General features: G+C 41.1%; 13 protein-coding genes and 1 pseudogene. All 14 read right to left on the minus strand.

Annotation, left to right across the window (positions count from 1 at the left end):
- Positions 1-14 precede the first annotated feature (14 nt).
- Positions 15-464: a DUF5627 domain-containing protein gene (locus tag DXB58_RS28445; protein WP_366512974.1), complete on the minus strand. Its 450-nt coding sequence runs from the start codon at positions 462-464 to the stop codon at positions 15-17.
- Entirely contained in the window at positions 416-520 is a 105-nt protein-coding gene (locus DXB58_RS28450) for an LPXTG cell wall anchor domain-containing protein (protein ID WP_366512975.1), read from the minus strand. Before DXB58_RS28450 ends, DXB58_RS28445 begins: the two co-directional genes overlap by 49 nt.
- A 61-nt stretch (positions 521-581) precedes the next feature.
- Positions 582-1052, minus strand: a pseudogene (locus DXB58_RS28455) (BT_3987 domain-containing protein); the annotation flags it as partial.
- Positions 1053-1083: 31 nt separating this feature from the next.
- A complete protein-coding gene (locus DXB58_RS13500; RefSeq protein ID WP_122137073.1) occupies positions 1084-2844 on the minus strand; it encodes a RagB/SusD family nutrient uptake outer membrane protein in 1761 nt (586 codons plus the stop codon).
- Positions 2845-2865: 21 nt separating this feature from the next.
- The gene (locus DXB58_RS13505) at positions 2866-5676 is read right to left on the minus strand and encodes a SusC/RagA family TonB-linked outer membrane protein (RefSeq protein WP_199487954.1); all 2811 of its coding nucleotides are present in this window, start codon (positions 5674-5676) and stop codon (positions 2866-2868) included.
- Between the two features lie 37 nt (positions 5677-5713).
- Entirely contained in the window at positions 5714-7537 is a 1824-nt protein-coding gene (locus DXB58_RS13510) for a RagB/SusD family nutrient uptake outer membrane protein (RefSeq protein ID WP_199487953.1), read from the minus strand.
- A 10-nt stretch (positions 7538-7547) separates the two neighbouring features.
- Positions 7548-10652, minus strand: a complete 3105-nt coding sequence (locus DXB58_RS13515; RefSeq protein WP_117932152.1) for a TonB-dependent receptor — start codon at positions 10650-10652, stop codon at positions 7548-7550.
- A 132-nt stretch (positions 10653-10784) separates the two neighbouring features.
- Positions 10785-12518 carry a glycoside hydrolase family 43 protein gene (locus tag DXB58_RS13520; protein WP_122137074.1) on the minus strand — a complete coding sequence of 578 codons (1734 nt, stop codon included), beginning with the start codon at positions 12516-12518 and terminating at the stop codon, positions 10785-10787.
- A gap of 187 nt (positions 12519-12705) precedes the next feature.
- On the minus strand, positions 12706-14325 hold the full coding sequence (locus DXB58_RS13525; RefSeq protein WP_122137075.1) for a glycoside hydrolase 43 family protein: 1620 nt from the start codon (positions 14323-14325) through the stop codon (positions 12706-12708).
- Between the two features lie 50 nt (positions 14326-14375).
- Positions 14376-15707, minus strand: a complete 1332-nt coding sequence (locus DXB58_RS13530) for a glycoside hydrolase family 43 protein (protein ID WP_122137076.1) — start codon at positions 15705-15707, stop codon at positions 14376-14378.
- Positions 15708-15742: 35 nt separating this feature from the next.
- The gene (locus DXB58_RS13535; protein ID WP_369907119.1) at positions 15743-18214 is read right to left on the minus strand and encodes a TIM-barrel domain-containing protein; all 2472 of its coding nucleotides are present in this window, start codon (positions 18212-18214) and stop codon (positions 15743-15745) included.
- A gap of 68 nt (positions 18215-18282) precedes the next feature.
- Positions 18283-19089, minus strand: coding sequence for an esterase family protein (locus tag DXB58_RS13540; protein WP_233527297.1), 807 nt, complete (start codon positions 19087-19089; stop codon positions 18283-18285).
- Positions 19090-19232: 143 nt separating this feature from the next.
- Positions 19233-21677: a TIM-barrel domain-containing protein gene (locus DXB58_RS13545; protein WP_122137079.1), complete on the minus strand. Its 2445-nt coding sequence runs from the start codon at positions 21675-21677 to the stop codon at positions 19233-19235.
- 26 nt (positions 21678-21703) lie between these two features.
- Positions 21704-23431, minus strand: a complete 1728-nt coding sequence (locus DXB58_RS13550) for a glycoside hydrolase family 43 protein (protein WP_122137080.1) — start codon at positions 23429-23431, stop codon at positions 21704-21706.
- Positions 23432-23754: the final 323 nt, after the last annotated feature.

Below are 23754 nucleotides of genomic sequence, written 5' to 3' on the forward strand. Positions count from 1 at the left end.
ATCTATTTATTAATTCAAGGGATTGCTACTGGCTTAAATGTTTCTGCCACGACACCCCGGGTAAGTACCACCAACGTATCTTTAATAGCATACGTATTGCTGTTACCAAGTGTAAGTGTATAATCGAGGTAAACGGCATCACGATCTTCCTGTCCCCAGCTTTTCTTATCGCCGTCTTTTACAAACTTACCATTACCAGTGATTACATAATCCGCCCCTTCTTTCTGTTTCACAATACAGTTATTATTATCGTCGAATGTCAGTGACATTGTAAATGGAACTTCCAATTTGTTCTTATCATAGGTTTTGAATGAAGCCGTCACTGTTTTCAGATTGTATGTATTTAATGCACATTTTTCATCTTTTTCTACATAACTGGCATGACGGACAATTTCACGCTGTGCTCCATCTTCAGTCACCACTTCCTTACCACGACGCAGATAAGTAGCATCCCAAGGGTTGATATACTTAATACAATAAAGGATATAATCCTTAGGCTGTGTTCCCCAGTCTGCGGCAATCAACCGATTGGGATTTGCTACTGCCGGCTTTCCGCGCAATATCGAGTCAGCATTGGAAACCGAATTAATTACCATCGGAATAACATACTTATTCTGTATTGCTTTCTCATCTTTGAAAAACTCATCCGTGAGCTGTACCTCAATCCCCCCCGCTATCTGGCCAGAGGGAATGGTTAGTTTAGTATTCACAAAGTCATCATAATTATAGTAATGATGAGGCATGGCTTCCACCGTTTCACCACCCTCTCCAAATGTGAAGCCTTTGCATAGGTTCTCATCCAAGGAAAGATCCAAAACAATATTATGGTTATTCTGATAAACACCTCCAGTAGTAGCCATAATTTTACACTTATGTGCATTGTCCAAGCTTGTATCATAGATATCTTCTCCAAGTACAATGGTACGTACAGGAGTCTGATAAGCAAAGTATACGGTAGTATATTTATAGTCAGGAAACTCCCAATCCTGGTTGTGACAAGCCGTCAGCACACCGGCGAGTAGCATTATGCTTAAGATAGTTAACTTTTTCATATTTTCTGATTTTATTGATTACTTTGACGTTTTACCATCCTTTATTTTGCAGAAGTTGATCCCATTTCAATATCTCCTCATAGGGAAGAGGTCCATAGTTCATATAATTCTGATACACTCTATTTTCCACAGTAATATCAGCATATAGTGTTCCCATGATACGTACTCCTTGTGCTGCTTCCGTTAAGTTGGTCTCCCAACGGCGCAAATCCCAAAAGCGAAAACCTTCGAAACAAAGTTCCAAACGACGTTCGTTACGAATCAGTTCTTCCATCTCATCCATAGTATTTATTGATTCCAGATAAGTATCCGGTTGAGCAATGCCGGCACGTTGACGGATTGCAGCAATGACATCGCGGGCAGAATATCCATGTTCTCCATTACCATCCGGTCCCCAAGCCCTGTTGGAGGCTTCAGCATAATTCAGGAATATTTCCGTATAACGAATGCGCGGATAATAATGAACTTGCTTTTGGCTGCTTACCGGATTTAGATTCACATCTTCACGCAACAGTTTTCTCATATAGTACCCCGTACGTGTAGAAGTAGAGATTGCATTAATACCATCATCTGTTTTACCCACTTCTGTGTAAATCTGTGAATCACTTGGTCCCATGGTGCTTCCGTTTGTGACAATATATTTAGCCAGACGAGGATCACGACTCGTGTACGGACGACTTTCATTATACTTTCCATTTACCTTGTCTGTAATAGGATAGCCATTCTGCATAGGAAATGCATCTACTAAATTCTGGGTCGGATTGATACGTCCATTTCCATATAGGCTGGGAGGAAAGTTTTCAGTCTCCAGATTATTAGATTCTTCTACATTAGTTCTCCAAAGGATTTCTTTAGGATTGTTACCATCACCCAAACCACCAATTTCTGCTGAATTTTCCCGGGCATACCAATAAAAACCATTACTTGCCATGCCGGACAAACCGCCATTCAGGTCGAGTACCTCTCCTGCATAATCAGCCGCATCTTTCCACTGTTGTTCCGTACCACCGAAAGCCGGACTGGCAGCAAGTAGCGCAACCTTTGAGCGAATAGCTTTAGCTATGCGTCCCGACATACGTTGACGGTTGTAAGAGCCAAATACACGATTATATTCCGTATAGGAAACGTGAGCATATTTAGACGGTAACTGACTGGCATCAGCGATGTCTTCGTAATCAAGAGGCAGATAACTTTCAGCTTTACTCAAGTCGCTATAAATCTGCTCTACACAATCTTCAAAAGTATCTCTTGGTAAATTGAAATTACTCTCACCATTTTGCGATTCAACCAAGATAGGTACACCCATCAACCGGCCATCCGCAGTTCTTCCCGCATGAGCTTGCAACAAATAATACATATTCAAAGCACGGAGACCATAACACTCTCCTTTAATGCGATCATTAAACAGTTCTTTGGTCCCTTCACCAGTAGTGGCCCATTCAATATTGTCTGCATCTTCCAACATCATATTCAAATACTGAATGGAAGTATAGGAACGTTCCCACTGGTTCATCGGATTCATCATGGCCGACCATTGTCCGGTAGCCATCTTCAAATAGTTATTATTTACATCATTGGTTACAGCATCATCTGTAGCTACATCATCAAAAGAATAGTTATTCGGCAATCGGACATATGCATTCAGCAGTAACCCTTCGGCGAACGCGGGATCATTCACCATATCTTCCTTGCCACGATTGTTTTCATCTTCCGGTGCAAACAAATTGCTACAACCGACAAAAGTGAAACACAAACAGCATGACGTTAATATTATTATTAATTTCTTTTTCATGTCAATTCAACTTTAATGGAATTAAAATTCAACTTTTACTCCAAGGTTATAAAAACGGCATTGAGGAGAACCCAGATTCAATTCCAATATTTCCCTGTTTTTGGCAATAGTCAACAGATTGGAACCACTCACATACACCTTAAGATCTTTGATAAAAGAACTTTGGATGATTTTATGCGGCAACGAGTAAGTCAACTGTACTTTAGCTAAGTCAAATCGATTGGTACTATAAGTCCAGAAATCCGAATAACGAAAATTGTTACTACCATTAGTAGTGGTCAAACGTGGATATGATGCACCAGGATTCTTTTCCGTCCAACTGTCACGCACTACAACAGAATACTTCTTATCTCCATTCACCCAATAATAGTCATCCGTTTTAACACCTGTACCGCCGACACTACCTGTTCCCAATAAAAACAAAGTGAAATCTTTCCATTGAGCTGTTAAATGAACACCATAAGAGAAAGGTGCTCCCCATCGGCCAATCATTACTTCGTCTCGTTCATCAATCACTCCATCATTATTCTGGTCTTTATACTTGATATCACCAGGTTTCACCTCTCCAAACTTCTGCTCGATATTGCGCTCGTCAATTTCCGCCTGATTCATAAACAACCCTTCACTCTGCAATCCGAAGATAGCATCAGTGGGCTGCCCCACCCGGTTACGATAAGAATCAGCGTACAACTCGTCACGTTTCAATGCTTTCGAGGTAACATAAGTGCCTGATACGCCTGCTTGCAAATTAACCTGCCCCACCTTCTTGTTCAAGTCTATCTGAAAATCAAAGCCACGATATTGATTGGCATTGAAATTAGTATAAGGAATGAATGAAGTTTTCGGATAACCCGATTGAAAATAACTAGGATATTGAGTTGCCGCAATGACTGGAATATCTTCCAACTTAGTGAAAAATAGATTAGCCTTCATATTAAGCAAGTTGTTAAAGAAGGAACCTTCGATACCAACATTAATCTCTTTACGCTTGGCATACCCTAACTTCAAATTTTCCCCCCGTGTCACAGAAGTATAATTATTGCTGTATTTGCCATCGTGCCATCCATAACCAGGAGCCTCCATATAAACTGCATCATACAGAAAGTACAACGGGCGGCCGGTCTCGCTATCGGTGGGGAATAACAAATCGGTATGTAGAATACCGGCAGAAGCCGTCAATTTCAATCGGTCGATCGAACGGGCGTTTTGCATAAAAGCCTCCTCTGATAAAACCCATCCTAACCCAACTGTCGGAGAGAATGCCAACCGATGAGCACTTGCCAGACGAGTAGAATTGACAAGCGCACCACCAAATGATGCATAATAGGTCTGACTAAAATTGTAGTCCAACTGCAAACCCATATTGGCATTCGTTTCGTATTGGAAGTCACCTGTTTGACGCATACGGGTTGCGGCTGCTAGCAAAATGGCTGACACATTGTGCTTCTCCTGAAAAGTATTAGTATAATCAAAGTGCACATTAAAATCGACAGTCTGATGATTCCAAGAATCGCTAAGATTCTGGGTTCCCGTATTCATATCTTTGTTGTGCTTAGTCAAACCATTGATTATATCTGTACCTTGCTCACTTTTGCCCCAATCAGCTACATACACAGCGTAAGTATTATTCACCGACTCATTGTACGTGTTAGAGTAGTCGATACTCATGGCACCATGAAAAGATAAGCCTTTCAGCACCTGATTCAGATCAATATCAAGACCGCCAGTAAATTGAAATTGCCGACTTGTATAGGCAATGTATCCCCCGGCATAAGCATCGGCTATTGGATTGGTGAGATATTGCTGCGAACCACCGAGCAAGTATTTGCCATCGATAATATGACGACTGTTCCGTATTTGTAGCTGTAAATTCGGATTATCCGGATCAATCATATCAATAGGAATCATTGGCGAATAACGGTGCGGCTGTATTGTGCGAGCTTTATTCCAAAAGTCACCCAATGCCGAATGGTTATTATAAAAGACCGTAGAAACATTTACATAAGTCTTGATATAATCGTTCAATTTCAAATCGACATTACCACGAATATTCAAACGCGTAGTCCCTTCTTTTTTACCTTCACCAAAATTCAACAAAGAATTATTATTCTGAATGCCTGCCTGTGCATAGAAACGGGCACGCTCCGTACCGCCTGTAAAGTCAGCTTCGGCAGAATAAGAGTTATAAAATTTACGCAGATAATCAGACGAATAATAGTCTACATCCGGATAACGATAAGGATTGACCTGCGCACCATAGTTATAGATAGTGGCTTTATCATAAAGCGGGTCAATGCCATCATTGATACATGCCTGATTATAATACGTCATATATTCGGCCGAACCGATATATTGGGGATATGCTTTCGGAGTGTTGATACCAGCATGAGCACGCACGTTAATTTGACGATCACCTACTTTCCCACGTTTGGTGGTAATCAGAATCACTCCGTTAGCAGCCCTGCTACCATACAGAACAACCGCATTCGCACCCTTCAGGAATGTAATCTGATCGATCTCGTTAGTAGTGATATTGTCAATAGAACGAGGAACACCATCTACCAAAACCAATGCATTGCCCATTCCCCAAAGGTTACTGCCTCCAACGAAAGCTTCCGCTCCCTCCAGTGCGTATGTACTGTACGATTTGTCCAGGTATTCACTTGGCTTCAGTACGGAAATTCCTCCCGCCAAGTCTTTATTGGACACTGCCGTATAGGCTATGTGTACCAATGAATCTTTACTTTCCGGTTCTATAGCTGTTCCTACCGCCTTCACTGACGGAATCAAAAACATTCCACACAGAACCAATCCTATTTTTATATATTTCATTGTGTTTTCATTTTAAGTGAAAAAATAGACCCACAGATTACCATCCCGGATTTTGACCGAATGTTGGATAATTAGAGACATCTTTGATTCTTAAAGGTAACCACCAGTGCTTACTCTCAAAAGGACGAGTCACAAGCACTTCCTCTCTCATGTTGATCGGTTTTCCATCGGCTCCTCTATCAAAATAGATGGCAGTCTTCTCCCGATATTTCAGTTGGTCGGCAATCATCCAACGACGTAAATCATTATAACGGAATTCTTCTTCAAATCCCAATTCCATAGCGCGTTCACGAATGATTTCACCCATAAACTTCTCTTTGTCGTTCACATATTTTGCTCCAACAGTGCCAGCCCCGCAACGTTTACGAATAATATTAACAGCCGCTTCTGCTGTTATATAATCAGGTCCGGTACTAGTTGCCGATCCATATCCTTGAAGAACAGCTTCCGCATACATCAGATAGACATCAGCTAAACGCATATATGACAAATGCATATAATTGTCATTCCACTGGTCATAGTTATTATTGTCCATAGGAACTAGTTTACGCAATCCATAACCTGTACGGCCTGATTTATCGTTGACACGACTATGTCCTTTCGTTGTCAAATCCGCATAGCGATACTTCTCATCCGCATCCGGCATAGACCCTTTCACCACTTGCACTCCATCATAGATGATATTATGATAGAAACGAGGATCACGATTAGTCCAAGGATCGGTCTTATCATATTGAGGATTGTCCGGATCATCAATCGGCAGTCCATTCTTTGTTCCATAATTCTCTACAAAACGAGCATTGGGAGAACTATAAGCACCAGGATTAGCCTTACTATCCCCATAGTTCGAACTAGGTCCCCAAGGACATCCCTTCAACCAGGCATTGTATACCGGACATTGAAATATCGCCTCCGGATAACCGGGAATTGCGCCATTCTTACCATGACTATAAAACAGGAAACTATAGTTTTCCCAATCGATGAGTTTCACCTGTGTTTCTTGCTTATCTACATATTTCAGCAATTCTGCAAATACTTCAGCTGCTTTCCGGCAATACTCCGTATCGAAATTTTTATTTCCGGTCGACTCGTAGTTAAGCAACGGACTTCCGGCATACAAGTAGTTCTTACCCAAATAGCCTAATGCCGTAATTTTAGATACACGCAACTGGTTTTTGCCGAGTGTTAATTTTCCAGTAGCTGTTTTATCCCAGTCGGCCGGTAACAAGTCGGCTGCTTCGCGCAAGTCTTGTGCAATGCGGTCAGCCGTTTCGTGACAGTTTAAGCGGGGATAGTCCAATTTATCAGCAGAAGAAAACGCTTTGTCGATATAAGGCATACCTCCCCAATAAGTCATTAGCTCAAAATGATAGAAAGCACGGAAAAACAGCAACTGTCCTTTAATAATATCTCTCTGCTCGGGAGTAGCATCTGTAAGATTCTCCATATTCTCGAGACCAAGATTCGCTTTACGAATAGCATACCATGCATTAGACCATAGCCCTTTTCCTGTATCACCATCAGTCTTTATATCAGCTGCAGACAACCATGAGATCCAACTGTCCCAAACCCAGGAATTTCCTTTATCCATTTCGTCATTGACCCATATACCTCCAACCTTGTTCAGTATTTCATCACCCAGTATCCAATCGCAGGCCCAAGTATAAATGGTGTAATCAGGTACACTACTATATAACTCTTCAACAAATCCCTGGAAATTATTAAAGCTGATAAAGGCATCTGTAGAAGAAACCTCTGCCTCCGGACTACGATCCAGATAATCCTTGCAGGAAGATAATGCAGCTATCATTAACAATAATGCGCCGCAAGCTATCAACTTATATATATTTTTTATCATCATACTTTTTCTTTTATAGGTTCACGTTAAATCCCATATTCACACGTCTTACTGTCGGATAAGCGGAAGATGCACCTAAATTTACTTCACGATCATCCGGCATATGGCTCCACATCCACAAATTATCACCATTCACATAAATGCGTAAAGACTTGATTCCAAACTTCTTCACCCATGACTGTGTAAAGGTATAAGCCAATTCTACATTCTTCAGACGGATATAAGAACTGTCATACAGATTAATTGTACCTTTATATTCCGCGTGAGAATTCCATCGAGGCATCGGAGCGTCGGCTCCGGTATCATCTGCACTCCAGTAAGTTCCTAACTTATAGGCACGATTCAAGTGATTAGAGAAACTATTCAGATCGACAGAACGGTTACAGTTGTTGACACCATAAAACTGCACGAATGCACTGAACCCTTTCCACTCGAAACCAACAGTTGCGCTATATGTATTTTGCGGTCTCTCCGGATAACCGTAAGGCACTGAATCATATGTATCTATCACACCATCACCGTTATAATCTATAAAATTCAAGTTACCCGGAAGTTTTTCCGAATCATATGTATTCAATATCGTACTGCCATAAAGTTCATCCCACGTATTGTAATAGCCATTGGAGATGTGAGCATAGGTTTGTCCGATCTGCTTGTTTGCTTGCTTTTGATATTCGTCTTTCAATACCGGGTCATCCGCTTCTACGACTTTATCTTTAGCATGTGTCATATTAAAACTACCCCATACCCGCATTCCATTTTCAAAGACTTTGGAAGAGCGGAGTTCCAGTTCGTAACCTTTCACCCGAACTTTACCTAAATTGGCAACTCCCGGTGTTCCTCCAAAATAAGGGGGGATAGCACGTTTTGAACCTTCCAGAAGAATGTCCGTACGATAATCGTTGAACGCTTCGAAACTACCGGCAAACAAACCGTTGAAGAAAGAAAACTCTACACCGAGATTCTTTTTAGTAACCTTTTCCCAATGAATATCCGGGTTACCGATCTTATCTTCTTTCCACCACGTATAGGGACTGGTATTTCCATCATGTGAACCTAATCCGGAAGTTCCCTCATTTTTCCATTGTGTCACGTACAGCCAACGTTCGGAGATGTTATCATCCCCCACTTGTCCGTAAGTGGCACGTACTTTCAGCATATCCAAAAACTTGAATGATTTCATAAATTTCTCTTCACTAATCATCCAACCGATACCTGCCGACGGAAAGAAAGCAAAACGGTGTTGCGGACCAAATTTTTCAGAACCATTATATGCACCATTAAATTCCACAAAGTATCTGGAAGCATAATTATAAGTGCCACGAAAGACCCAATCTTCCCGATAGTGTTCAAATTCACTGCCCGTAGCATATTTATCGCGGCTGAATAGTCCCATTACGGTTACGTCGTGGTCACCGAATTTACGCGCATAATCAATCTGTGCCTGATAATACAATTTTCTGGAGTTTTCGTTACCTCCCCATTTATTGACAAAAGTTTCATCTTTACGTATGCTCCAAGGATTCACTACATAATCGAATTGGTTTGTGCCATAATGTTGTGAAAGCGTGACTTGTCCGGTATTGGGATCAATATACTTGAATTGTAAATTGCCGTCATCATAAACACCACCCTGCGTCTTGAAAACGTTATCAAACGAGAGAGTAACTCTGGCATTCAACCCCTTTAGCAACATACCTAGGTCTTGCTTTAATGTAAAGTCTGTATTGATTCTACCAGTGTTGATTTTCCGCACACCATTATTACCCAATGTAGCTGCCGAATTGACTGTGGCTACCTGGTCGGGGGGATAATATCCCCAAGTGCCATCTGAATAACGCGGCAAATAACAATCGGGCGGATTACTATAAATACTTTGCCAAATACGATATTCCCAATCATCCTGTCCCCAAGCATCTTGTTTGACACCATACGAACCGGAAAGGTTTGCCGTTAATACAGTTGACTTAGTCAGATTGAAATCCAAGTTAGAACGAACATTGATACGGTTAAAACCATATCCCGGATCATACGATTTGTTATTCTCAATCTTTTTCAGGATATCACCTTCATGGAGGTAATCGACTGAAGCGAAATATTTCACAAACTTATTACCCCCCGATGCACTAACATTAGCATTGTAGGACATAGTAGCTTTCTTAACCATTTCGTCCGCCCAATCCACATTCGGATACCGTTCCGCCTCCGTCACATCTTTCGGATTGCGATACTTATTAAGTATGTCTTGAGGAGTATAGCTATCCCAGGATTCCGGATATAAACCAATCTCACGGATGATTGCTTCATTACGCAAAGCAAGTGCATCATAAGAGTCATACTTACTGGCCAATTTAGAAGGTATTTTCACTGTAGCATTGGCTGCAATACGAATATCCGCCTTTCCTTCCTGACCACGTTTGGTAGTAATCAAAATTACCCCGTTCGCGCCTTTCACACCAAAAACCGCCGTAGCAGATGCATCTTTCAACACTGAAATATTTTCAATAGAGCTAATATCCACACTATTCATGGGGCGTTCAATACCATCTACCAGCACCAGTGGGTCACTATTATTCCAAGTACTCTGACCACGAATATAGATTTTTGGGTCTTCTGCTCCGGGTGTTCCTTGTGTAGCAGTGGTTATAACCCCCGGCAAGTTACCTGTTAATGCAGCTCCTACACTGGACACACCACCGGCACGCTCGAGTGTCTTACCACTCGTTTGTGTAATTGCACCAATGACACTCGCTTTCTTCTGTTGTCCATATCCTACGACTACGACCTCTTCAAGCTGCTTTGAATCGTCCTCAAGCACTACTTTCACTGTTCCTTTAGCAGATTGGATTTCTTTTGTTTTCATTCCAATATACGAAATAACAAGTACTGTTTTTTCACTAGGTACAGCTAGTATAAAATTTCCATCAATATCCGATATTGTACCTATCGAATTATTGCCTTTTACAACAATCGATGCTCCAATAACAGGCACGTCCTTATCATCTACGACCACACCTTTCACCGTTACTCCCTTTTGTGCCAAAACCGTCATACAACAGCATAGCATCAATAGAAGCAAATAGGGAATCTTTTGATTTTTCTTTTTTGCATTCTTCATTACTATTAAATTAAGATAAGATATTAATAATTACATTTTCTCTTATTATTAGCGACTGACAAAATTTTGTTATCAACTATCATCATACGTACGTTTCATGGCTAACAGTATTAGATTATTATAAAAAGGTATTTATTTGCAAGTAGCATATAAACCGATTGTAGTACCGGTAAATCCACCTGCCATAGCAGTAGAGAGATAACTGGCATCCACATCCTTACAAAGCAATTTCCAGTTCTTTTCACCATCAATTGAATAATAGAAATCGTAACTAATTCCTTGAGAGACTAATTTCAAATATACTTCATTGGTATTTGCGTCTATTTCATCTGAAACCAACATCTGTTCTTTTTCACCGATTTGTTTCAACGAAATATATTTATTCTCACTCGCTTTACTTAAACAGAAGAAATATTGGTGTGTCTCATCTTTAAACAACAGCATTCCGGCCATTTCCTTGTCATCAGAAGGATCGAACAACATACGGGTTGTACATTCAAATTTATGATGCTGCAAGCGGCGACATACAAATGCCGGAGTTTTCTTTTCCGTAGCGTTAACATCGGCACACTTCAAGGTCAGGTATCCGGGTGTTTCCGACAAAGAATATAGATCGGAAGCAGAAGTCCTTAAAGTCATCCATGACATATCAAGTATGTGAGAATCAAAGTTATCAATTGACTCAAAATTACCATAAGTAACTGTCGTATCACGTTTCACGCCAGTACGTTTCACAATCATAGGTATCAAATCGTCTTCTTGAGTCATGTATGGGAACCCGTCTTCGCTCCATTTCACGGGCATCAAAAATGTTTCACGTCCCAGATTCTCAAACTGATTGTTGATAGGACGGCAAGCCAGGAAAACAGCCCACCAATCACCTTCCTTTGCCTGAATAAGGTCAGCATGACCTGCACAAGTCACTAAATTCGGGCGATCAGAATTCAGGTGTCTTTGCGTCAAAATCGGATTGTTTTTCCAGGGAAGAAATTTACCCATTGGAGAATCGCCACTAAATATCACTTCCGAATGCCAGTTTCCTGTCCCACCCTCGGCAGACATCAGAAAATACCTCCCGTTCATCTTATATAAATGAGGGCCTTCTATCCAAATCGGCTTATCCGCCGGTTGAGCTCCTTTGTTCACCAGAATCTTACGGGGACCGATGGTCTTATCCGTTTTCACATCAAACTCTTGTATGCGTATAGTACGGTGTCCGCTATATTCAGGTTTATTGTCCGGAGCCTCATCGTTATTCACGATATATGCTTTACCATCCTCATCGAAAAAGAAAGAAGGATCAATACCTCCGACCTCCGGCAACATTATCGGCTCCGACCATTCACCAAACGGATCTTGCGTTTTAACAAAGAAATTTCCGGCCCCTACATTCGTAGTCACCATATAATAAGTTTTATTATTCGGATTATAAGAAATGGCCGGAGCAAAAATGCCGCCACTAACATTCTGTCCCTCCATATTCACTAATTGTGAAGCACGATTCAATACATGACCGATCTGTTTCCAGTTCACCAAGTCCCTGCTATGGAAAATAGGAACACCGGGATAATACGTAAATGTCGATGTAACCAGAAAGTAGTCACCTCTTCCATTAGTACAAATACTGGGATCGGAATACCATCCCGGTAAGACAGGATTATAAAAATAGTCTTCACCCGACAGAGGATTAGCAATATAAAAGTCATCATTTCCTTTATAAGAAAAATAATCAAAAAGAGCCACAGACTTTCCGATAGTCGGCAATTGTTGTTCTTTCTTTGAACTACATGACGTCGTTACCGCCCCCAACAGAAACAAGAAACATAGGACGACCGAAATTGATTGTAACATCTGCGTATTCTTCATAATACTTTAATTATCTTTATAACAAAAATATGTACTACTGTTTTTTTGCAAAGATATGCTACATTACCAAACTTCAGCCATATTCATGTTACGGGGTTCTTTTCCAAAATAACACCCTTTGTTTCCACTGTTACATCCATCTTTGCTCTTGTAGCACAGCGGATATAATCCTCTAATTTACAACCTATTAATTTTCACCTTTTTGATAATGAAAGAAGTCGACATCAACATAACCACCACTCGTTTTTGTAGCATAATTGAATATGGTAAACCTCGTTCCCATAAAAAACTTGGTATAATCAAATTTCATTTTAAAATCCTGGCCGATCTTTGCCCAATGCTGGTTATCCAAACTATAATAAAAAGTAGCCAAGTCACGATGCTGACTAAAATCACAGTCTATTCGTAGATAAATTGTATTCCGGGGCAGCTCTATCCGTTCTTTTTCAATTGCATCCACTTTTAGAATTGTCTTTTCCGGACCATTCAGTTCCACCACATTAGTGGCCATTGTAAGATATTTCTTATCACCGCTCATTACAACAGAAAGCAAACCAGAGTCGCCATTAAATGCACAAAGTCCGGCCACATCCCCATCCTGCATTCTGGATATATCCATAGAAACGGTAGCGCTACATGCAGGCCCCTCCATACGCTGTGTGATAGTATTGGGAGCTGCATACAGATTATCAACAACCCTGTTTGTTTTCAGTCTCAAATAACCCGGACGTTCACTTAAAGACCAATACTCATCCAACGGGTTATGGTTCCATTGCCAATTAAGTTTCAATTTCCGGTCACTGAAATCATCACTTACCACTAAAGAAGTTTCCGGATAGCCCTGGATCGGCTTCTCCATAGCTAAAGGCACACACCCTTCTTCATCCCCCAACATCGGCCAGCCATCCACCCAACGACACGGCATCAAAGTAGGTACACGCCCTATCCCGTTCCGGTCTTGAAACATCATTCCATACCAACGTCCATCGGGCGTATCAACAATATTTCCCTGTCCTACTCCACCATAGGTGTCAAAAGCATCTTCCAGAATTACTTTCTTTTCATACGGGCCGGTTATCTTATCCGCCCGATAACACACTTCTCTACGAATGCCATTCCTGGGCCATGAAATCATGAGCAAATAATATTTCCCATTGTGCTTTATCACCTGACTCCCTTCTAACAGCCCGTTCTCCGCTTCATCACGTTCAAAAATCTTCATGTTGACCCCATCCGGTTTGATGCCAGAGAGGTCACTTTTCAATTCTGTAAGCGCTCCCGTCGCATAAAAAATATACACCCGTCCGTCATCATCAAAGAAGAGAGATGCATCATGAAAATGTGGTGTACGAGATACCAATTTCCATTCCCCTGCCGGATCCGTTGCCGAGTAAATATATCCCTTATAAGGCTTATTATTCGGAGAAAAGAAAACATAAAATTTGCCATTATGATAACGGATAGACGATGCCCATTGTCCCCATCCGTAAACAGTGCCCTCTTTTAAATCATAACCGGGATTATCCGTCAATCGATCAAAAACATAACCTACTATTTCCCAATTTACCAAATCCTTGGATTTCATAACAGGAGCACCGGGCATCAGGTGCATCGTAGTACTAATCATATAGAAATCATCTCCTACCCTAATAACGGATATATCCGGAACATCCGCGTTTATAACCGGATTCCGGAATGTAGCGGGTAATGAATCTCTTAAAAGACCTGTATTATCAGGAGCTATTTCCCTAGCATATCCCGTTATTAAAAACAACGATGATAACAATACAACAAAAAGTTTTCTCATAAACTATTTCTAATCAGAAGACTAGAGCTCTAGTCTCTATAATATCCATATTATTTAAACTCCCAATAATCCAGATTAAAAAGATTTTTCCCTTTTTCTCCTTTAAAGCAAAAATAAAGGTCGTGCACTCCCTTAGCCTCCTTGATCCGGCATGACATCAATTTATAGATATCCATTCCTCCCGTAGGCGAAACGCTGACAACACCAACTATCGGACCGTCCACCTTATCCAAACGAATCTCAATTTTTCCTCCTTTTTCGACACAAGCGGCACTGACACTAAACTTCTTCGCCCCTTTTGTTCCAAAATCAACACCCCGTACAGACAAGTATTCGTCATTATCAATATCCGTCACATATAAACCACCTTTCTCAAAATTTCCGGTTTTCAAGCCATATCCCCAAGCCATTGTTTCAGCTTCCACTCTACGATAAGGATTGAAATTTTCTATTTGATCCAATTTTGTATCCTGCCAATAAGGCACTTCCTGAATTGTTCCATCCGGATTATAATACATTTTTGCAACAGATGTCGAACGGCGTTCCTTATGATCGAAAGTCTCCAGATGAAGTAAATCATAATTCAGTCCAAATACATAAGAATCTCCTTTATAATCAATAATTCCCGGATGATTACCTCTCGTTCTCTCTGTAGGTTTCATGATATATCCTTTTGTAGTCCATGGTCCGGTAGCTTTATCACTCATCGCATAACCAATCCCCTCCGGACAACAAGTCGAAGCGAAAGCCATATAATAATGCCCGTTACGTTTATATACCCACGGCCCCTCCTGATAATGCTCCGGCTTATTAGCCAACTTTACAATTTCTCCTGAATAAGAGATCATATCTTCATTCAGCTTCACATAGTAAACATTCGGATTTCCCCAATACATATAAGCTTGTCCGTCATCGTCGATAAATACGGTCGGATCAATGTCGTCCCAATGTTCCTTTTGCCACACCAACGGTTTGTTCAAAGGGTCTTTGAAAGGACCATAAGGAGAATCTGCCACCAACACACCGATACCGTTACCATGAATCGGACAATACATATAGAATTTACCATTACGTTCAATCACCTGTTCCGCCCAGGCACCGTTATCGCGTGTCACCCAATCAAAGCTCTTCAAAGAAGCAACCGCGCCATGGTCGGTCCAATTCACCATATCCGTGGACGTATAGAGCAGCCAGTCCAACATTTTAAATCCTTCGGCATCATCCTCATCATGAGTGGTATAAAGAAAAACTGTATCATTGTATACCATCGGAGCCGGATCGGCAGTATACTTTGTCTGGATAATAGGATTTTGTGCCACTCCTGAAGTGGCGGCAGTCATAGCCAATAGGAACGACACACCAAGGAATTTTAAGTTTCTCATATTCTTTATTTTAAATGGTTTTAGATTCTACTATTTCATATTTTTATTTTCAGATGTTTTCCTCTATATTCAATGGTCTTTCCATCGACATTTTCTTCTACACCTATTCCTGAATTCTTATCAACCCTTACCAACTTCAATCTGCGGCATACAGGCATACCAGCATATTCGCCTTTACGATCAGAAAGGGTCAATGTGTGATTTTTATCATCCCATTTCATTTCAAAACTCGATGACTTCCCCTTTTCATAATTATAATTATCTCCCTCATCCTCATATACCGTAAATGAAGAGTCCGCCCCGGGGTAAATCCGTATCTCCCATTCGGCATCCACTTTTTCCGATGTATATTGCATAACCGGCCCCATTGGAATAATCGATCCTTGACGAACCAGAAGAGGAATTTTGTCTATAGCCGCTTCTGAAACAATCCATTGCCCGCCCTTATACTTTTCACCGGTCCAGAAGTCTGTCCAACCGGCTCCGGCCGGTAAATATACACGGCGTATCTTCTCTATATTCTCCAATGGACGGGAATCAACAGAATAATACATGGGAGTAGTAACAGGGGCAACCAACAAAGCCGGACCCAACATAAATTCATCTTTCAAATCGGCAACCCGCGTATCTGCTGAAAAATCGAACGCCAGTGCTCTAGTCATTGTATAATTATCACGATGCACCTTTCCTGCCAAAGAGTAGATATAAGGAAGCAAACGATACCTCAAATGAATCATTTTAATCAGGCTCTCATAAAAAGGCTCGCCCGGTTTACCAAAACGCCACACTTCACGGGGAGTATCGGAACCATGACTTCGGAATACAGGCAAGAATGCACCATATTGAAACATTCGGGTATATAATTCCCGATACGCCATATCAGCCACTCCTTTATCGTAATCGCCTTTCCAAAACCATTGAGCTCCATTCTTCGTAAAGAAAGCTCCAATATCCACAGTCCAATAGGGACAGCCGGTAGCCATAAAATTCAGTCCTGCGGGAATCATTTGGGCAAAAGATTGCCAGGTTGCACGGGTATCACCGTTCCACGTTATCGTAGAATAACGTTGCTGACCTGCATAACTGGAACGAGTGAGATTTACAACACGCTTATTCTCATTCACTAAACGCTGGTTCTCATAAATACCCATCGCATGGTATAAGGAATACAGTTGACTACGTTCCGCTCCCAATACACTACTTAATAAATTTGTATTCAATTCCCAACGCTGCCGATGATTATCAATCCCATAACCATCCTTCATAAAAGTCCAGTCGGCATCCAACGGTTCTGAAGCATCACACCACCATGCATCAAAGCCGTTACTAAAGAACTCTTTATTTGCATAACTCCAGTACAATTCTCTCGCTGATGGATTAAAAGCATCATACACAGAAGTTCCGTTTAATAATAAACCTTTCCGTTTGAAATCCTCCTGTTGGGGACAGTTCATGGCATTCGGCCATATCGATATCATTAACTTAGCATGCAGGGAATGAATTTCATCTGCCAGTTTTCTTTTATCAGGATAAAATTCAGGATTCATACTCATGCTCCCCCATTGACCTTGCGGCCAATAATTCCAATCCTGTACAATCATATCAATTGGGATTTGCCTTTGACGATACTCTTTTAAAGTATGAATCAAATCATCGGAACTGACATAACGCTCTTTAGATTGGATATAACCGAAAAGATAAAGAGGCATCATGGGAGAATTACCCGTCAACAAACGATAATTGGCCACCACGGCATCCATTGTCCTGCCCTTCATGAAGTAATAATCAATCTGTTTGGCTGCTTCAAGTTCCACGAAACTCCCTTCTGAATTGTCTTTAAACATCATCGCACACCCGGCGTCAAACAATAATCCGTAGCCGGCTGTCGAATTTACCACCGGAACCATAGCTTTTAAATTATGCTGGCATAAATAAAGTTCCTTCCCACGCAGATTCATATAATCTTCCATATGAGCTCCCCATCCATATAAAGCCTCCAATGGTTGCCATTCGAAGTTAATCCTATATTTCCAGGTGTGCCCTATGGTATCACGACGCAAAATGCTTTTGATTTCTTTATCACCATCCGCTGTTTTCTTTATCTGTTTGGAATGCTCGTCATAGATAGCCTGCTCTGTCACTTTCTTTTCTCCGACTCTGGGTATCTTCTGATTTTCCCGTAACAATAATCGCCCCTCTTTATCCAAATAGGTGATAGAAGCAGTATTCAAACCGACTCTGACCATCAGGCTGTCCGATTTCAACCAGCAACAATCCGTTTCTTTGGTATATGTCAGACGAACAGGTTTATCAGATATACGCGGAACACAAACATCCGTTCCATTTCCCATCCATGTGTTTTCCTTCGTATATTGAACTCTCACAATATCCGGGGTGACAAACTCAACCTTTAACATTCCCTGTTCCAAATCACAAGAAATGCCATTTGTCAGATAAGTAGTCTGCTTGACTTGCGACAAAGCCGTGAAAGCATTCGTTGAGATCATAAAGGCAATCATAAACCATGCCACCAGAGATCGTTCCATTTTATATCGGTTTTTCATAAATAGTACTGTTATAATTCCATTTTTTGCGAAACATATACGATAGCATCACGCAACGCTATGCGCCAATAGTCCCAGTCATGTCCTCCCCCCTTTACCCGGAATTCATACGGAATGTTCTGTTCGCGAAAGGCTTTAATCAAATCCACATTCGCTTCATACGTAAAGTCTTTATCGCCACAATCGATAAACCAATGTATCTTTTTCCATTCCATGACCTTGCTTGCCGTTCCCGATTGTATCGTTCGAATCGGGTTGTTATCATCAATCAATTGCTGACGCCACGAAGCAGAGGGATCATCCTTCAAAAATTCCAAATACTGACTACGCAGATAGCTGCTCATACCATATACAACATGGAACTTTTCAGGATGATATAGTCCATAAACAATAGATGCTCCCCCTCCCATCGAGTATCCGGCTATTGAACGATATTTCTTATCCGGCTTTACTCTGTAATGAGTTTCGATATAGGGCATAAATTCATGAAAGAAAAAGTCCTCGTATTTCCAATGCGGGGCATTGAACCAGATCATATTATTTTTATTTCCTTCCGGACACACAATAATCATCTTTGCAGCCAAACCGGCAGAAACCAAAGTATCAACAACAGTTTGCAGGTTCCCTGAATAAACCCAATCGGTATTTGAACAATTTCCCCCATGCAATAAATACAGTACCGGATAAGTGCAGGTGTCGGACAAGTTATAGTCATCCGGCAGATATATCGTATATTCCCGTTCTGTAATGCCTTGTAACATGGTACATGGCATTTTCTTAAATTCGATACGACTACCCGCATGGGTTATCTCCAACATACAGAAAACCAATATAAATGCAACAGTATACCTCATATTACGATTAACTCCCATTACCAGATATTACAATTTACTCTCATTACCAGTCACTTTTATTTTTATGCCCTTCTCTGTCTCTGCCCATAAAATCCGGCCTCTTTGATTTAGAATTTTACAGAAATTGCCTTTCCTGTATACTCTACCGTTTTCTGAACTCCATTTTGCAGGCTCACCGTGAACTTACGGCTCTTCAACATGCCATCATATCCCCCTTTTCTTGCTCCTATCGTCAATTTACGGGATGCATTATTCCAGGAGATCGGAATTTCCGTATAAGCACCTTTTTCGTAATTGTAATTATCAAACTCATCTTCATACAGGATAAAGTCTCCATTTGCGCCCGTATATACCTTCAGCTCCAGATGATTCCAGGGCTTTTCTGTTGCATATTGAACTTGTGGACCAACAGGAATAATACTGCCTGCTTTTACGTATAACGGGATAATAGCCAGTGTAGTCTCCTTCGTGATCTCCTGACCTCCTTCATATTTTTCATTGGTCCAGAAATCATACCATAGCGTTCCTGCCGGTAAGTAGATTTTAGTAGATTTCGTTTCTGCAAAATTCACAGCAACGTCTGTTTTCGTTTTTTTTGTTCCGTCCCTGTTCCATCCCTCTTCTTCAGACACCTTCACCACAGCCTCCGGTGTATATTGTGCGTGGGCGATCGGAGCCACCAGAATTGATTTCCCGAACATATATTCGTCATTGATATCCCATACCTTCCGGTCATCTACAAAATCCATCATCAAAGCACGCATAAAGCTTGATTGACGGTTGCTTACATCCCAGGAAGTAGAATAAATATAAGGCAACAAAGAGTAACGCAGACCTATCATTTTCTCAATGGCATCATATACAGGTTCACCTTTTTTTCCGAATTTATAAATTTCCCTGTAAACATCGGTTCCGTGCGAACGCATCATCGGATTAAACGTTCCAAACTGCAACCAACGCACATAAAGCTCCTGATACAATGGATTTTTCGAAGCACTATCATCATTCCAACTTTTATTATAATGTCCTGCAAAAAAACCACCGATATCACTGTTCCAATGCGGCATACCGCACAAAGAGAAGTTTAATCCGGCAGGTATCTGGTTCCGGAAGCTCTCCCAGGTGGAAGCTACATCACCGCTCCATACATTTGCACCATACCGCTGCTGTCCTAAAAATCCCGAACGGGTTAGAATAAACACACGTTTGTCCGAAGTCACCGCACGCTGATGATCGTAGACACCTCCTACCGTCATTAACGGATAAGCATTACGAACCTTTCTAAACGACCCCAAATAGGTTTTTGTATCCATATCCTCCGGCTTCCAATCCAGATGATCGGGTTCGGTAGAGTCCATCCACCAGGCATCCATTCCCAGTTTGAAAATTCCGTCATTCAGGTATTTCCAATAAATATCACGAGCTTCGGGATTGTAAGCGTCATACACTCTAACACCGGAAGGATATTCCATATCAGGAGGCCATGAATCAACTCCCGATTGCGGCCAAGTAGTAAAGTTAAACAACATTCCTTTTTTGTCCAATTCTCTATAAGGCTTGGTCATCGGACCGAATGACGACCAGATAGAAATAGCCATGTGCGCATTCATTCCATGAACGTCCTCAATCATCTTTTGCGGATTATTGAATGTCGGATTCTGGAAATCCATTGCATTCCACAAATAATTATGTCCCCAATATTGCCAGTCCTGAATAATACCATCCAAAGGAACCCCTAACTCACGATACTTGCGAACAACATCGACCACTTCCTCCTGGCTCTTATATCTCTCCTTACTTTGCCAGTAACCATAAGTCCATAAAGGAAACATCGGTGCTTGCCCGGTCAGGCTGCGTACCTGTGCTATAACACCATCGGCATTCTTCCCGTACATAAAGTAATAATCCACACAGTCACCCACTTCAGAGCGGAAAGATGTTTCAGTCTCGTTATCCGTAAAGAGAGTCGGTGAATAATTATCCCAAAACACGCCATATCCTTTGGTGGACTGGAAGAATGGCGACACATCTTCCACGTTACCCTGTACCAGATTTTTAGTCATGTTCCGCTGAACCATCTTTCCATTTTGCAATTGTCCCAAACCATAAATGGCTTCTTCCTTATCTAATGCAAAAGGCTGATAAACCTGATAAGTTTTTGCTCCGGCATCATCGAAAGGAGTAAACTGCACACCGTTCTTTTCTGTCAATAAAGTCTTTCCACTCTTTGACAGATAAGAAACAACTCCCGTACGGGTGTCCACACAAATACTTAAATCACTACTGTTTAATACAATTCTATTATCCTTTATAGCGGTCTTGAAATGTACCTCTTCCGGTTTAGCAATGACAGAAAGGCTCTGTTTTGCATAAGCAACGCCTTCCGGTGACTTTATCACCCGCACCACAGCAGGTGCAAAAAACTGTACTTCGATATCAACCGCATTCACAGTAGTCCTGATGCCGGATGATGTTTTCTGATAATTCTGTGCCGACAATGTACCTATGCCAAAACATAGGCACATAGCCCCCAATAAATGATGTATTTTCATGATTTTAAGATTAGATATTTTTCTAATTAATTACCGGCAGATGTTGCATACAAGCCAATCATCGCCCCCGTAAATCCTCCCGCTACATTAGTAGAAAGGATATCACCGGAAACGGTTCCCCCTACATTGGTAAACGTCTTACCATCAGTTGAATAGTCAAAACGATACTCATCTCCCTTACCTGTCACTTGCAGTGTCAAAGGTTGTTCCGCCTCTACTTTCACTTCACCTAAAACCGTTGTTTGTCCCTTTTCCGTTCTTTCCAATATCAGATAACAGTCTTTTCCTTTTTTAGTCACACCAAAGACATAATGATATTGCTCACTCTGATAGCAAGTGATACCGGCAAAATCTTTCTCGGTTTTAGGTCTGTACTCCATTGTTGTCGTGGCGGTAAAATGATGATGATGCTGACGGTAAAACAAGGTAGAAGTCGGTTTCACTTCCTTCAGATTGGTCATGAAAGGAATGATACGCAAACCTTTGCCTGTCATATCTACGAATTCTTCACGAGAACCTCTAAGTCCGATCCATCTAAAATCTAACGCCTTCGTTGAGAAATCATCGTCAAACACAAAATTTCCATTAGGCAGATAGCCATTTTTGCCCGTTTGATTCTCTACTCCCGAAGGCATTTTCAAGGTAGGTTTCATAGGCACCAGTCCATTCTCAAAAACAGGGAATGTTCCACTCCAGTCCACCGGCAGGATAAAAGTTTCGCGTCCTGTATTTACTCTGTTTTTCTCATTAGGACGTATTCCCAAAAATACACCGTAATATTTACCGTCCGGTCCCTCCACCAAGTCCGCGTGACCGGCCCAGTCTACTTTATTCTCTCTGTTGGCAGGGAAATAACGTTGAGTCAGAATAGGATTGCTGTTTGCAGGCTGGTAAGGGCCTTTCGGATGATCGCTTACAAAAATCACTTCACTATGCCAGCCACCGGTTCCTCCTTCCGCACACATTAAATAATAACGTCCATTTTTCTTATAAATATGAGGCGCTTCAATCCAGATCGGTTTTTCTTCAATATTGACCCCACCGTTGACAATGATCTGGTCCGAGCCCGGAATCACTTTATCATTCTCCACATCATACTCCCATATCTTTATGACACGATGTCCCGAGTAACGTTCTTCCCCATGAGGAGGAGCATCATTATGCACCACATAAGCCTTACCGTTATCATCAAAGAAGATAGAAGGGTCAATGCCGTCAAACTGAAGTTTGATAGGATCACTCCATCCATTTTCCGGATTCTTAGTCTTTACCACCATATTTCCAAAGCCACCGGAGAATTGAGTGGTTATCATATAAAATGTATCATTATTCGGATTATATCTTATCGCAGGAGCATATACACCTGCACTGATACCACAATCTTCGACCTTTAATTGCGAGATTCTGTCCAATACATGACCAATTTGTTTCCAATTCACCAGATCATTAGAATGGAAAATGGGCACTCCGGGAAACATAGCAAAAGATGAGCACACTAAATAATAATCATTACCTTTCCGCGTTATACTCGGATCGGGATAGCAACCCTGCAAAATAGGATTGTAAAACTCACCCGGTTTTAAAGGGTTGTTTTGATAAACAGCATCCTCCCCCTGATAAATAAATTGCGTAAAGACAGGAGCATTTTTCGCTACTTTGCCCTTGCCACTTACTTCCATATTAAAAAACAGCGTAATAAATACAACAAGGCTTACTGACTGCCAGCCTGACAAAATCATTTTTAATGTTCTCATATTATAACTTTTTATTTTCTATAATTTCCTGTTCCATAGTAGTGTTTGCAAATGTATCGATTTGATTTCACGAGGTCTAACAATCACGTTACTGGCTTCTATATGGAGGTTACATTTATCATATACACGTAACATAATTCTTTTCTGATGTTACAAAAGGCCTCTAAACTAGAAAAATGGTAAGATAAATGACTACACAACCTAATATAGCCAAGCTTTCAACGCGTTTATCCCCCTTATGTAAAAGATTGAATATCAAGCACTAATAAAATATCATTTTCCTTTAATCGAGTAGGAGGAAAACGAAGTAGTTTTCTTCCTAC

Origin of the sequence: Bacteroides sp. OM05-10AA (assembly GCF_003439055.1) — a bacterium.
Classification (GTDB): domain Bacteria; phylum Bacteroidota; class Bacteroidia; order Bacteroidales; family Bacteroidaceae; genus Bacteroides; species Bacteroides intestinigallinarum.